At 64.9% G+C, this 14,585-nt stretch carries 7 protein-coding genes and 1 pseudogene; 7 read left to right on the plus strand and 1 reads right to left on the minus strand.

What is annotated here, in order from left to right:
• Positions 1-3: 3 nt before the first annotated feature.
• The 5 genes from ACQR1L_RS09435 to ACQR1L_RS09455 all read left to right on the plus strand — a co-directional run bounded on the left by ACQR1L_RS09435 (position 4) and on the right by ACQR1L_RS09455 (position 5,072).
• Positions 4-1,452: a PepSY domain-containing protein gene (locus ACQR1L_RS09435; protein WP_434857675.1), complete on the plus strand. Its 1,449-nt coding sequence runs from the start codon at positions 4-6 to the stop codon at positions 1,450-1,452.
• A 119-nt stretch (positions 1,453-1,571) separates the two neighbouring features.
• Entirely contained in the window at positions 1,572-3,170 is a 1,599-nt protein-coding gene (locus tag ACQR1L_RS09440; protein ID WP_434857676.1) for a sensor histidine kinase, read from the plus strand.
• Positions 3,171-3,217: 47 nt separating this feature from the next.
• Positions 3,218-3,415: a DUF1289 domain-containing protein gene (locus ACQR1L_RS09445; protein ID WP_434857677.1), complete on the plus strand. Its 198-nt coding sequence runs from the start codon at positions 3,218-3,220 to the stop codon at positions 3,413-3,415.
• 28 nt (positions 3,416-3,443) lie between these two features.
• Positions 3,444-3,980: a TIGR02281 family clan AA aspartic protease gene (locus ACQR1L_RS09450; RefSeq protein WP_434857678.1), complete on the plus strand. Its 537-nt coding sequence runs from the start codon at positions 3,444-3,446 to the stop codon at positions 3,978-3,980.
• Positions 3,981-4,043: 63 nt separating this feature from the next.
• The gene (locus ACQR1L_RS09455; RefSeq protein WP_434857679.1) at positions 4,044-5,072 is read left to right on the plus strand and encodes a pyridoxal phosphate-dependent aminotransferase; all 1,029 of its coding nucleotides are present in this window, start codon (positions 4,044-4,046) and stop codon (positions 5,070-5,072) included.
• A 1-nt stretch (position 5,073) separates the two neighbouring features.
• Here ACQR1L_RS09455 and dusA read toward each other — a convergent pair whose 3' ends face one another.
• A complete protein-coding gene (gene dusA / locus ACQR1L_RS09460; RefSeq protein ID WP_434857680.1) occupies positions 5,074-6,072 on the minus strand; it encodes a tRNA dihydrouridine(20/20a) synthase DusA in 999 nt (332 codons plus the stop codon).
• 61 nt (positions 6,073-6,133) lie between these two features.
• Here dusA and ACQR1L_RS09465 point away from each other — a divergent pair.
• Both ACQR1L_RS09465 and ACQR1L_RS09470 read left to right on the plus strand, forming a co-directional pair.
• A pseudogene (locus ACQR1L_RS09465) lies at positions 6,134-6,439 on the plus strand (hypothetical protein); the annotation flags it as partial.
• A 1,013-nt stretch (positions 6,440-7,452) separates the two neighbouring features.
• Positions 7,453-14,571, plus strand: a complete 7,119-nt coding sequence (locus tag ACQR1L_RS09470) for a S8 family serine peptidase (protein WP_434857681.1) — start codon at positions 7,453-7,455, stop codon at positions 14,569-14,571.
• Positions 14,572-14,585 lie beyond the last annotated feature (14 nt).

Raw genomic sequence — 14,585 nt, forward strand, 5'->3', positions numbered from 1 at the left:
CGCATGATCCGGGCGCTGATCCTCACGCATCGCTGGCTCAGCATTCCGCTCGGCCCGCTGTTCGTGCTGTGGTTCGCGACCGGCATCGTGATGCATTTCGTGCCGTTTCCGGCGCAGACGGAGAGCGAGCGGTTCGCCGGACTGGCGCCGCTCGATCTCGCGGCACCGCTGCGCAGCCCGGCAGAGGCGCTCGCTGCAAGCGGGATCGGCCAGCCCAACCGCATCCGGCTGGCGCAACGGCCGGACGGCCCTATCTATGTGATCTCCGCCGCCGGCCGCAGCATGGCCGTTCATGCCGACACGCTTGCGGCGGCCGATGTCACCTCGCCCGATCTCGCGCTGTCCGTTGCCAGCGCGGCCGCGCAACGCCGAGGGCTCGACACCACGAGCGCCGCGGTCGTCGCACGCGATGGCTACGATCAATGGACGGTGCCGAACCGGTTCGATCCGCACCGCCCGCTCTACCGGGTCGCGCTCAACGATGCCGAGGGCACCGAGCTCTACGTCTCCTCCCGGACCGGCGAGGTGATGCTCGACACGACGCGCTACGAACGCGGCTGGAACTACGTCGGCAGCGTCGTGCACTGGATCTATCCGACCGTGCTGCGCAAGGACTGGGCGGCGTGGAACGTCACCGTCTGGTGGCTCTCGCTGGCGGGCGTGATGGCCGCCCTGACCGGCGCCCTGCTCGGCCCGATCAGGCTGAAGCTGCGCCGGGCGCGGCTGTCGTCGCGTTACCGTGGCTGGCACCAGTGGCATCACTGGACGGGCCTCGTCTGCATGCAGTTCGTCTTGACCTGGATCGTCAGCGGCTGGCTGTCGATGGACCACGGCCGGCTGTTCACGACCGGTCGTCTGACCGACTCGGAACAGGCCGTCCTGGTCGGCACGCCGGACTGGCAGAGCCTCATGCCGGACACGCTGTCGGCGGTGCACGGTGATGTCCGCGAGGTCGACTGGTTCGCCTTCGGCGGCCGCCTGCATCAGCGCATCCGGCGCGCTGCCACGCAGCAGCAGATCGCGGTGATCGAGGGCCACTCGCCGCAGATCGTCGGCCGATTTCTACAGCCGGCCGAGGTGAATGAAGCGACGGCACGACTGGGCGCCGGTTGCGCGCGGTCCGCCGAGATCGAGGCCAGCGACGACTATCCGTTCACATCGAATGTGCCGGGGGCGCCGGTGTATCGCGCGGTGTGCGGCGACATTTGGTATCACATCGATGCCGCGTCCGGCGCCGTGCTCGAGAAGCTCGATCCCTCCCGACGCGCCTACCGCTGGCTCTACCAGGCGCTGCATACGTTGAACTTTCCGACGTTGCTCGCGCACAGGACGCTGCGCACTGTCCTCATCGTCGGTCTGTGCGCGGCAGGCTTTGCCTTCAGCATCACCGGCATCGTGATCGGCTGGCGACGGCTGCGTGTGCGTGGCGCCGTTGCTCGCCGCAATGGTTAATTTTAACGCCGGGTTAACGCAAATTTTTCGTTGTCTATAATCCGTCTTAAGGATTTCGAGCCAGTTATAGAGGATGCAGAAAGCAGCCCGTGCGGCCCCGGGCAGGATTTGTGTTGTTGATGAGTACACCCGCTGAAAAGCCCGAAGTCGTCGAGCTTCCGGCCGATCCGCCGGCGCTTGCACCGGCGGCCCAGCGCCGGGCCGCGCAGCAGCGGGTGCGCGAGGCGCGCGACCGGCTGACGTCGACCTCGGGCACGCGGCCCGCCTTCGATCGCGAGCTGCTGCGGCAATACGCGCAGACCCGCATCTCCGCGTCCTACATCGTCATTCTGCTGGTGGTCGCCACCGGCCTGATGCTGAGCGTCTGGCTGCATACGATCGCTGCCGGCGCCTGGACGCTCGGCGTGCTCTGCATCCACGCCGCCATCGTCCGCAACTGCAACAACTTCCTCGCCGACCAGCCGTCGCTGGCGGCGACGCGGCGCTGGCGCACGCGCTTCGTGCTGCTCGACCTGCTCTATGGCGTGTGCTGGATGGCGATCCTCATCCACCCCGCGCTTGCCGAGGTGTCGGGCACGCTGATGATGTTCCTGATGCTGCTGGTGATCGCCGTCTCCAGCATGCTCGCCGCCAACCTGCCGATCGCAGCCGTTGCGGTCACCGCGCCGGTGACGGTCGCGATCACGCTCAGCCTCGCGCTGTCAGGCACATTCGACAACTATCTCCTGGCCGGATTTGCTGTCGCGGCCGAAGGCTATTTCGTGCTGCTGGCGCACCAGCTGCACGCGACGACGCTCGCGACGCTCGAGGCGCGCGCCGAGAAGGACGCGCTGATCGGCGAGCTCGAACAGGCCAAGGCGATCTCCGACGAGGCACGCTACCGCGCCGAGGCCGCCAACGTCGCCAAGTCGCGCTTCCTCGCGCAGATGAGCCACGAGCTGCGCACGCCGCTGAACGCCATCCTCGGCTTCTCCGAGGTGATGAAGAGCGAGATCTTCGGCGCGCATGCGGTGCCGGTCTACAAGGAATATTCCGCCGACATTCACAACTCCGGCGTCCACCTGCTCAACCTGATCAACGAGATCCTCGATCTCTCGCGCATCGAGGCCGGCCGCTACGAGCTGAACGAGGAAGCCGTCGCGCTGGTGCACGTCATCGCCGACTGCCATCACCTGCTCAAGCTGCGCGCCTCCAGCCGTGGCCTCACCATCCACGAGGTGTTCGAGCAGAAGATGCCGCGGCTGTGGGCGGACGAGCGCGCCATCCGCCAAGTCGTTCTCAATCTGCTGTCCAACGCCATCAAGTTCACCCCGCAGGGCGGCGAGATCTGGCTGAAGGCCGGCTGGACGGCGTCGGGCGGGCAATATCTCAGCGTCAGGGACACCGGCTCAGGCATCCCCGAAAACGAGATTCCGATCGTGCTTGCCTCGTTCGGCCAGGGCTCGAACTCGATCAAATCGGCCGAACAGGGCGCGGGCCTCGGCCTGCCGATCGCCAAGAACCTGATCGAGATGCATGGCGGCACGTTCACGCTGAAATCCAAGGTCCGCATCGGCACCGAGGTGATCGTCACCTTCCCGCCGGAGCGGGTGATGTCCGCGCTGGCGCCGCTGTCCGACGAGGCGCCGCCGCTGCAACCTGACCCTGCCACCGCGCCCGCCCAGGAGAAGCGGCGACTGCTGCGCAAACCGATCATGAATGCCGGAACGGGACTGTGAGATGATGGCACTTGCAAAGCCGGACCAAACCCTCTTTGACTGGCGGAATGAGCCAGGACACCCCCTGCATCGCCGTCTGCATGATCGACCCGAAGACCAAGCTGTGCTTCGGCTGCGGCCGCACGCTGCCGGAGATCGCGCGATGGGGCAGCATGTCTCGCGACGAGAGGCTGGCGGTGATGGACGGGCTTGCCTCGCGCATGCACGACGCCGGCCTGCCTGCGATGGCCCGCAAGCGCGGCTGAGCGCCTCAGCCTCCGTCGGAGGCCGGGCATGAACAAGGTCGCATTGGTCCTCGTCACCATGGTGGTCACCGCGAGCGCCGTGATCGTCTACAAGGATCCCGAGCAGGCCGCGCTGGCCAGCGACACCGTCTCGGAGATGCTGCGCAGCCGGGCCTTGAGGGCAAAGGCGAGCCCTCCGACCAACGCCGTCGAGATCGAGCGGACCAGGGGCGGCGAGTTCGCGCTGCGCGCCAAGATCAATGGCGTCACCGCGCCGATGGTGGTCGACACCGGCGCGACCTCGGTGGTGCTGACCTGGGAGACCGCCAAGGCCGCCGGACTGCCGCTCGAATTGCTGAACTACGACGTCGACGTCGAGACCGCGGGCGGCCACACCAAGGCGGCCCGGCTGACGCTCGATCGGCTCGCGATCGGCAAGCTCGTGGAGCGCTCCGTTCCCGCGCTGGTCGTGCCGCACGGCCAGATGAAGACCAACCTGCTCGGCATGAGCTTTCTCGACCGGCTCGAGCGCTTCGAGGTCCGCTCCGACCGGCTGATGCTGCACGGCTATCCCGATCGCAGCTGAGAGTGCGTCCGCAACGGCCACCGGCTTGCGGCGAGAGCGACTGTCGGCCTAGAGTCGCATCCCATGGCCGACACCCTGCCCCGCTATCCGATCCAGCTTTCGCTGCACGAAAACCCGTTCGGCCCTGCGCCCGCGGCTGTCGACGCCATCCGGGCCGATCTCGCCGGCCTGGCGCGCTACACCGGCCGCGAGGTCGACGATCTCACGGCCGCGATCGCCGCGCGCGACAACATCCCGGCGGATCAGATCGTGCTCGGCGAGAACCTCAACGTGCTCGGCCTGTATCTGTCCGCACAGGACGGTCCCGGCGGCAGCTTCGTCTATTCCGAGCCGGGCTACACCGCGCTGGTCGACGCGGTGGCGCCGGCCGGCGGACGCGTGGTCGGCGTGCCGCTGAACGCGCGGCTCGAGAACGACCTGCCGGCGATCGCCGCCGCCGTCGATGGCACCACGCGCGCCGTCTATCTCGTCAACCCGCATAATCCGTCGGGCACCGTCAGCGACGCCGCAGACTTCATCGCAGCCGTTCGCGCCTTGTCGACGCGCACGCTCGTGATCGTCGACGAGGCCTATCTCGAATTCCTGCCGGACTTCGCCGCGCGCACCGTCGCGCCGCTGCTGCGCGAGGGCGCCAATGTCGCCGTGTTCAGGACATTCTCGAAGATCTACGGACTGGCGAGCCTCGCCATCGGCGCCACGCTGGCGCCGAAGCCGCTGGCTGCAGGCCTGAAGCAGATGGGCATCGGCGCCTTCTTCGGCCTGAGCCGGTTGAGCCTCGTCGCCGCCATGGCCAGCCTGGATGATCGCAACTACGTGGACAATGTCCGGGCCCAGGTCGCAGCGGAGCGCGAGGCGTGGCACGCGCTGCTGCGCGGGCACGGCCGCCGCTTCAGCGCCTCGCAGGCCAACTTCGTGTTCTTCGATTGCGGCCGTCCACATGCCGAAGCTGCCGCGGCTCTCGCCGCTCGCGGCATCATCATCGGCCGCGCCCAGCCGCATTTCGACACCTGGCTGCGTATCTCGATCGGCCTGCCTGAGGAGAATGCGGTGGCGCGGCAGGCCGTGGCGGAGCTGCTGTCCGCCGACCTTTGACTCAAGCGAGCGCGGCGGCCGGCGTGCGCTCCTCGACCATCGCCACCGCCTCGCGCAGCACCTCGATGCCGGCCTCGGGCTTGACGCCGCGCTCGGCGAGATGACGGCGGAAGCCGCGGGCGCCAGGCACCGCGTGATAGGCACCAACGAGATGCCGCGTGATCGCGTGCAGCCGCGTGCCCTGCCCGAGCTGACGCGCGATATAGGGTTCGAGCGCGGCGAGCGCCTCCTTCATCGACGCATGCGGCGCGGCCTCGCCAAACAGCACGGGATCGACATCGAGCAGCCGCCACGGCTCCTGATAGGCCGCGCGCCCGAGCATCACGCCGTCGACATGCGCAAGATGCCGTTGCGCGGCCTCGATGCTGGTGATGCCTCCATTGATGATCACCGGCACCTGCGGCAGCCGCGCCTTCAACCGGTACACCCGGTCGTAGTCGAGCGGCGGGATGTCGCGGTTCTCCTTCGGCGACAGGCCGTTCAGCCAGGCCTTGCGCGCATGCACGACCAGGGCGTCGGCGCCGGCGTCCACCACGGCATCGGCGAGCGCATCGAGCGCGATCTCCGGATCCTGATCGTCGATGCCGATCCGGCACTTCACGGTGACGGGGATCGTCACCGCGCGCTTCATCGCCGCAACGCAGGCCGCGACCAGCGCAGGCTCGGCCATCAAGCACGCGCCGAAGCGACCGTCCTTCACCCGGTCCGACGGACAGCCGACATTGAGATTGATTTCGTCATAGCCGAAGTCCTCGCCGATCCTCGCCGAGGTGGCGAGATCCGCCGGATCGGAGCCGCCAAGCTGCAGCGCCACCGGATGCTCGCTGGCGTCGAAGCCGAGCAGACGCTTGCGGTCGCCGTGAATGACGGCGCCCGTCGTGACCATCTCGGTATAGAGCAGCGCCCGGCGCGTCAGCAGCCGATGGAACACCCGGCAATGCCGATCCGTCCAATCCATCATAGGCGCCACGGAAAATCTATGTGATTGATATCGCTTCATTTTTTAGCATATTCAATTCGTTGGGCCGCCTTGTGTGCACCCTATTCTACGCCACGGCGCGATGCTTTTTCCGGCTTTTCGCCGCCTCAGCGCACACGGAGCGCACACACGTGCAACATTCACCGGACTGAAGTCCGGCTCGTGGAGAGCCCAAGTCCGACGAAAGGGAAAATATGTCAACGGGACGTTTCTCCGCCGAGCGGGCGCCGACGAACGGGTCATCGATATCGCGCGGCGGATGACCGCCAAGACCGACCTCGCCGAGGAACCACCGATGACCGGCGGCATGATGAACCTGCGCACGCTGGTGGAGAAGACCCCGGACGCCGATCTGCCGCGCCAGATGATCGGTTTTGCGGCCCAGCGCCAGCTACTCCCAACGCCATTCAGCAGCTCATTGTTTCGCGATGGACTTCGTCACACCAACATCTTCCCGAACTGAGATAGAGAAATTCCCGATTCGAACAGCGTGTTCTGTCCTGACATGTAGTCGCGACTTCAGGCTTCACGCGCGAGTCCTGGCAGACGATCCTTCCTTCAATCATCATCTTTCCAAAACCCACCCCGGTCTCCGGCTCCCCAAGTGGCCGGGGCCTTTTCTGATTTCGGACCGCGCCAATCGGCTTCGGCGAGAATCGCCGGCGCGTTCATTCTCACCTGGAGCTCACACCCGCTGCTGGTGAGATTTATCCCGATCAACAGGCGATGCACTTCCCGACGGTGCCACGTCGTTTTCCCAGGCCATCTTCGACGATCCCGTATCACGCCAAGTCTTCAGGCTTTCTAATTTTTATTATTCGCGTGAAGCTTCCCACCAAACTTTACGATCAGTCTTGCTTCGTGCCCGGCTACAAATAGCTGCGCGAACAGGACATTCTCGAACGTCCGTCTGTTTCTTTGCCACGTCATTCATCATCAGAGACATCTCATCGACGGATCGGCAACGCGCCTCGAACGCCATACATCGCAATCATCTCTCGAATTTTTGCCACATAGGTCGATGAACTAACTGATCGACGAGACGTCGCAACAATGCGCCGTCATCAGACCGACTGGCGCTCTGACGAACGCCGCGACGTATTTCGGCCGAGAGCCGGAATACATGAAACCGCGAATGCTGCAGTCACGCACGTTCGACAACGGAACCAAAGGAGGCAGCGCATTTGGGACATGCACACCCACCGGACGAGCTGCGGGGCGCGCGCACTCTCTCCAAGCGTACGCTCGGCTATCAGGCTACGGCGCAGAAGCACCGCTGCGATTGGACGGTAAGACGACGGTGACCACGACCGGTGGGTAACGACCCCACACGACCGAGCGCTTTTCGCAACGGCCGGATCATGTCGGCCCGACATGACGCCTCTGAACGGGAAAGATCTGATGACAACGACCGACGCAGCCTCTCGGAATGCTCCGCGCATCGATCTCGCAGTCGACAGCGAGCTTTCGGCAACCGGCACCGTTCCGCTCTCTCCGTCGTCTCCCTCCGGCGAGACTGCCCCGGTCTACGCAACGCTGCCAGCGCCGGTCATCTCGAAACAGCCGCCCTCCGACGGCTCGAGCGCGGTCACGACGGCGGTCTCGACCGCCACGTCATCCACAGAGCCGCCTCCCACCGATGACCTGTTCGACGATCAATGGCATCTCGGCCTTCTCGGTGACATTCAGAAGATCTGGGAAGAATTCACGGGCAGCGGTGTCCACGTCGGCATCTACGACGACGGTATCGAGACGCAACATCCGGACCTTCAATCGAACTACGACGCCAGCCTGGAAGTCGTCGTCGGCGGCGAGCATCTCGACGCCAGCCTCCCTGTCACGCTGGGATACGGCGGTGCGCATGGCACGGCGGTCGCAGGATTGATCGCCGCTGCACGCGACGGCTTCGGCGCGGTCGGCGTGGCCTATGGCAGCAGCATCACCGGTGTCCCGATCTTCGGCGGAGCCGCCGACATCAACAGCAATTTCACGGGGTTCATCGAGGCACTTGGCCATGCCGGGCAATTCGACATCATCTCCAACAGCTGGGGCGCGCAGCCGATCTTCTACCAGGCGGCCAGCGCCTCGAACGCGCAGATCGTTGCGGGCTGGATGGCGGCGGTCGAGTCCGGCCGCGGCGGACTAGGAACGATCATTACCAAGGCGGCCGGCAACGACGATCTCAACGCCAACGGCGACGCCGCGGACACATCACGCGCGACGATCGTGGTTGGCGCCTATGATGCGACTGGCGACGCCGCCTGGTACTCCAATTTCGGCGCCAATCTGCTCGTCTCGGCGCCGTCGAGCGGCGATCGCCGCGGCTTCCTCGACCCGCCCGGCGTACACATCGATCCCGGCCTCGTCACGACCGACCTGCAAGGCGAGCTCGGATACAACATGAGCGGCGATGTCATCGTGCCGTCCGACTACACGAACCAGTTCGGCGGCACCTCCGGAGCAACGCCCATCGTCTCCGGCGTTGTCGCCCTGATGCTGGATGCCAACGCCGATCTCGGCTGGCGCGACGTGCAGACCATCCTCGCCTACTCGGCGCGGGAGATCGGAAGCGGTATCGGCGGCAATCGCACGGCGTCCGAGGATAACAGCTGGTTCTACAACAATGCCGGCAATTGGAACGGCGGCGGCCTGCACTTTTCGGCCGACTACGGCTTTGGCGCCATCGACGCCTACAACGCCGTGCGCATGGCCGAGGTGTGGGGCTTGTTTGCGGCGCCACAGGTCAGCGCCAACGAAACGTCGTTCTCGTCGACGTTCTCCACGGGCGCGGTGATCAACGACCTGACCAACACCGACATCACATTCGACTTCTCGGGCAATGAATTCGACGTCGAGTTCGTCAACATCGACCTCGACATTGCCCACAGTTCGGCGACGGCTTCGGTCGTGATCGACATCTTCGGCGGTGTCGAGGGTATCGGAACGAAGTATCTCGCAGACCTCAGCATCTCGCTGATATCTCCCGACGGGACGGTCGTCGAGCTCGCCGACTTCAACCGGGACTTCCTGTTCGACAACGCGACCGGTGGGGTGCATCTCGCACTCGGCGCAAACGCCTTCCGGGGAGAGGATGCCAACGGCGTCTGGACCTTGCGCATCACGGACGCCTGGTTCGGCAACGATCCGGGCCTTCTCAGCGCGGCCACGGTCACATTGCACGGCCGCGACGGCGCTTCCGGCGGCAACGATCTCGACAGCGACGTCTATCACTATACCAACGAGATCCTGACCACATTGGCCAAGGACGGCTCCCGCCAGACGTTGAGCGACGATGGGGGCAGCGCAGACTGGCTCGACATGGCCGCGATGTCCGGCAATCTCGTCATCTCGCTTGCGGAAGGCGCCACCTCGACCGTGAATGGAGCCGCATTCCTGACGCTGGCGGGTGGCACCGAGATCGAGAACGCCGTCACCGGAGATGGCAACGACGATATCGCGGGCAACGCCCTCGACAACCGGCTGTACGGCATGCGCGGCGGCGATACGCTGAGCGGCGGCGAAGGCAGCGACACCCTCTCGGGCGGTGCCGGCAATGATATTCTCGAGGGTGACGAGGGCGCCGACCACTTCCTGTTCGACCGCGCCCTGAACGCTGCGACCAATCTCGACATCATTCTCGATTTCGCCCATCACGTCGATACGATCTGGCTGGACTCGTCGATCTTCGCAGGGCTCGATCTCGGAACGCTCGATGCCGATGTCTTCTATGTCATCGGCCAGGGCGCGGAGACGGCTGCCGACCGCATCATCTACGACGCGGCAACCGGCGCCCTGTTCTTCGATGCCGACGGCAGTGGCAGCAGCGCTGCCGTGCAGTTCGCGCTGCTCGCCCAGACACCGGCGGACCTGTCGTTCGACGACATCGTCGTCGTCTCGTCCACTCCGCAACCCATCGTCAGCGCCGGCGATCGAACCGCCGATACAACAGCAACGGTCACCACCTCCGAGGCTGACCGCCAGGGCGCCGGGACCATCACCGGCACTGCCGCGAGCGAGACGCTCAGGGGCGATTTTGGAGACAATGAGATCTACGGTCTGGGCGGGGAAGACATCATCTTCACCGGCAGCGGCAACAATTTCGTCGACGGCGGCGCAGGTCTCGATACCATCATCGCCGGCGACGGCAACGATACGCTGATCGGCGGCGGCGCCTATCCGCTGCTGGGAGACTCCATCTTCGGCGGCGGCGGCAACGACCTGATCATCGGCAGCGACGATCAGACCAACGACGAAACCTGGAAATATCTCGGCGCCCACGGCGACACCCTGAATGGCGGATCCGGCAACGACAAGCTCTATGGCTTGAGCGGCGACGACCTCCTGGTCGGCGGTGACGGGAACGACCTCATCGTCGGCGGCTCCGGCAGCGATCAGCTCATCGGCGGCGACGGCAACGACCGGTTGCTGCCGGGCACCGGCGACGTCGACTACGTCTCCGGCGGAGAGGGCATCGATACGCTGGTGCTCGCCGGCGCGCGATCCGAATACCGCCTCTATATGCTCGACGCGGTCAACCCTGGGTTCAACAATCAGACAGTCTATTTCGAGAGAGTCGTCGATGGCGTTGTCGAGCGCACCGGCATCAAGTTCGACGATGTCGAGAAGATCGAGTTTGCGGACCGGACGACGGAACTTCCGAACCCGCTCGTCGACGTCATCCAGAACGCGTTCTTCCAGCCAAGCTACGATCCGATCGTGCGGCAATATGACGGCTACGAGATCGGCGCCGTCATCGATTGGGCGCAGGACGTCACCATTGCCGACCTCGGAACCGAGCACGGCGGGCGTGACATGCTGCAGACCGTCGGCATCGAGCACACCTATGGTTCAGTCGACATCGAGAGCGATGCGCTGACGCTGCTGAAGCTGACCTGGCTCGGATCCTACGCGCAGATTGACAACTATCTCAGCCAGGAGATGACGGAAACCGTGACGGTCCACGCTGCGGAGGGCGCGCGCGATCTCACATTGATGTCGTTCGGCCTGAACATGGGCGCCGACGCCAAGATCATCGACGACACGGCAACGAGCATCTATCTGATATCGGACTCGGTCGGCTCCGGCCTGCTGGCGGACAAATGGAACGGCGCCGCCGTCAACGACTTCAACCTGTCATTTGCGTCCGCGACATCGTTCACCTTTCAGAATGTCGCCGGAGGCGCCATCAAATGGTACATTCCGAACGTCACGACGATTGCCGCTCCGTTCGCAGGCTTCAGTCCGGTCGAGCACTTCTCCTATTACGGCCAGTCCGGAATTCTCACCATCGAGACGCCGCTGGACGATGCCATACTCGCCACCGCAGGGGGCAATGCCAACTACTCGTTCTCGGGCGGTTTCGGGAGCGAGTTGATCCGCTTCGGGAATCTCGGCGACGTCAACCTGTCGAATGACGGCACGCAAGGTGACGAGGCCGCCACGAATGCCGGCCGCGGGCTGCGCGGCAGCATCGATCTCGGCGCGGGCGACGATGAAGCCCGTATTCTGGGAAGTGGCGCGTTCCAGAATGGCGGCATGCTCGATGGCGGCGTCTCCACATTCACGCAGCCGGACTCCACGACGGTCGAGACCGAAGTGGCAGGTGACACGCTGCGCATGACCTTTGCAGTGGCCGCGGCCATTGGCGACATCAGTGACCGCATCCAGAATTTCGAGATCCTCCAGCTCGATGCGACGTCGCTGACCAACCAGGTCGTCGACGTTGCCGACTTCGACAGTCTCGCCAAGCTGCGATTCATCGGCGGTGCGTGCGCCGATGTCGACAACTCGGTCGTCGGCCTCGTCAACAACGCGGACGTGACCATTCGCTCCGTCTCCGATCCAGCGCAAAACGTCGACGGCCTCGGAGGCTATGTCTTCACGAGCTATGGGAATGCGTTCGGGACGCTCAACCTCGATCTCGCTGGCGACGCAGGGAACGATTCGATCACGCTCCGCTTCATCGGACTGGCGACGGATGGGGTGGACTATGGCACGATCCATGTGGCCGATGCCGAAACCGTCGCCATCACGACGGATTCGCGCGACGCTTCCTATCACGACGCGCCGTTCGATCCGAACATCGACCAGCCGCCTCTGTCCCAGCAGCCGACGGATGCGTTCGCGCAGGTGCTCGATCTGGACGCCACGACGACGCTGACGATCGCGGGAAACACCGGCTGGGATCTGACGGTCGACGGCACGGATATTGGCAAGTTGCGGACGCTCGACGCCTCGGGCGTCACCGGTGAAGGTGCCATCGGCGCCGTGAAGGCCATGGCACAGACCAGCGAGGCCGTCACTTTCACCGGCGGCATGGGCAATGACGCGCTCACAGGCAATGCCGGCGACGATACGCTCGCGGGTGGCGCCGGTGGGAACGACGTTCTCGATGGCGGCGCGGGGACGGACACGGCAGTGTTCGCCGGCAAGATCTCCGACTATACCATCAGCGTCGACGGCAACGTCGTGAGTGTCGCAAACCGCCATGACGGCAGCATCGACACCGTCACCGACGTCGAGCGGTTCCAGTTCGACGACGGAACGCTGACCGGCGAGGACATCGGGCTCCCCGCCGCCAACCAGGCGCCCAGCAGCGTCTCCCTCGCGAACCCATTGACGTCGATCGCCGAAGACACGGCAACCGACGTAAGGATCAAGGTCGCCGACATCGCGGTCACCGATGACGGCAAGGGCACGAACGCGATCGGCCTTGCCGGCGACGACAGCGGCTCGTTCGAGATCGACGGCAACGCGCTGTATCTCAAGGCCGGGACGGTGCTCGACTTCGAAGGCGGAAAGACGCAGTTCGACGTCGTCATCACCGTTGACGACGCCGCGGTCGGAGCCACGCCGGACGCCAGCGTCGCCTTGACCATCGCGGTCACCAACGTGAACGAGGCGCCGACCGGGATCGCGCTCGCGAGCAACCCGGTCGCGGAGAACGCGGCGGCAGGCACGGTGGTCGGCGTCCTGTCGGCAACCGATCCTGACAGCGGCGACGTCATCAGCTACGCGCTGACCGATGATGCCGGAGGACGCTTCGCGATCGTCGACGGCAAGCTCGTGCTGGCCCGGGGTGACGCGCTTGATTTCGAGACGGACGCATCGCACGAGATCACGGTGAAGGTGACCGATGCGGGCGGACTCAGCATCGACAGGACGATTGCGATCGACGTCGCCGACGTCAACGAGAAGGCCTCGATCTCGCTGACGCCGGTGCTCGCGTCGATTGCGGAAAACACGGCCGTCACCACCCCGCTCAAGGTGGCCGACATCGTCCTGAACGATCCCGACACGGCGAGCACCTTCCGGCAGAACACGCTGTCCCTGTCCGGCAGCCAAGCCGCCATGTTCGAGATCCTCACCATTGCAGGCGTCGCCGGGCTCTATCTGAAGGCCGGCGTTCAGCTCGATTACGAGCAGATGCAGCGCGTCGATGTGACGGTCGTCGTCGACGACGCGTCGCTGCCCGGCCGGCATGAGGATTCGGCGTCCTACACGCTCGCCATCGCCGATGTGGACGAGACGCCCGTCATCCACGGCACCTCCTGCAATGACAGGCTCATTGGCACCGACGGCAACGATCTGTTCGACGGCGGTGGCGGGCGCGACACCTTCATCGGCCGTGGTGGGGACGACACCTATCTTGTCGACAGCTGGAACGATAAGGTCATTGAACGCTGTCACGACGGCACCGACACGGTGAAAAGCGCGGCCATCAGCTATACGCTTGCGCACAATGTCGAGAACCTCGTGCTGCTCGACGGCGCCAAAACCGGCACCGGCAACTCCGAGGCCAACGAGATCACCGGCAATGCCGGCGACAACTATCTCTCCGGCCGCGCGGGCAATGACGTCATCGAGGGCGGTGCCGGCGATGACCATATGGACGGCGGCTCCGGCCTCGATACCGTCTCCTACGAGCATGCGACATCGGCCGTCACGGTCAGCCTTGCGCTGACAGAAGCGCAGGATACCGGCGAAGCTACCGGCGTCGATACGCTTCGAGGCTTCGAGAACCTGAAGGGGTCGGCCTTCGACGATCATCTCGAGGGCGATCGCAAGGCCAACGTCATCGATGGTGGCGCTGGCAATGATTTCATCGACGGCGGGGCAGGCAATGACGTCCTCACGGGAGGCGATGGCGCCGATGCCTTCGTGTTCAGCTCGAAGCTGTCATCGGACTGTCAGTGGAACGCCTGGAGTCACGATGGCGGCTGGAGCCATCGCGGAGCGGAGAACCGCGACACGATCACGGATTTCTCCGTTGCCGACGACACGATCTGGCTCGACCGCAACATCTTCACGGCGCTTCACGGCAAGGAGGGCGAGACCCTATCGGCCTGCGAATTCCGCATCGGGTCGAAGGCGCTCGATGCCGACGACCACATCATCTACAACGCGGAGACCGGCGTGCTGATCTATGACGCGAACGGCAGCAAGGCCGGTGGCGCGGTCGAGATCGCAATCCTCTCCAAGGGGCTCGCCATGACCAACGAGGATTTCCTCCTTGTGTAGCTGAAGGGCGCGGA

The organism is Bradyrhizobium sp. HKCCYLR20261, from assembly GCF_051168435.1.
Lineage (GTDB): Bacteria > Pseudomonadota > Alphaproteobacteria > Rhizobiales > Xanthobacteraceae > Bradyrhizobium.

Excerpts from the sequence above, each read along its gene's own strand:
- ACQR1L_RS09455 (WP_434857679.1), top strand. The coding sequence starts at position 4,044 with ATGGCCGACACCCTGCCCCGCTATCCGATCCAGCTTTCGCTGCACGAA.
- ACQR1L_RS09470 (WP_434857681.1), top strand. The coding sequence starts at position 7,453 with ATGACAACGACCGACGCAGCCTCTCGGAATGCTCCGCGCATCGATCTC.
- ACQR1L_RS09445 (WP_434857677.1), top strand. The coding sequence starts at position 3,218 with ATGAGCCAGGACACCCCCTGCATCGCCGTCTGCATGATCGACCCGAAG.
- dusA (WP_434857680.1), bottom strand. The coding sequence starts at position 6,072 with ATGAAGCGATATCAATCACATAGATTTTCCGTGGCGCCTATGATGGAT.
- ACQR1L_RS09450 (WP_434857678.1), top strand. The coding sequence starts at position 3,444 with ATGAACAAGGTCGCATTGGTCCTCGTCACCATGGTGGTCACCGCGAGC.
- ACQR1L_RS09435 (WP_434857675.1), top strand. The coding sequence starts at position 4 with ATGATCCGGGCGCTGATCCTCACGCATCGCTGGCTCAGCATTCCGCTC.
- ACQR1L_RS09440 (WP_434857676.1), top strand. The coding sequence starts at position 1,572 with ATGAGTACACCCGCTGAAAAGCCCGAAGTCGTCGAGCTTCCGGCCGAT.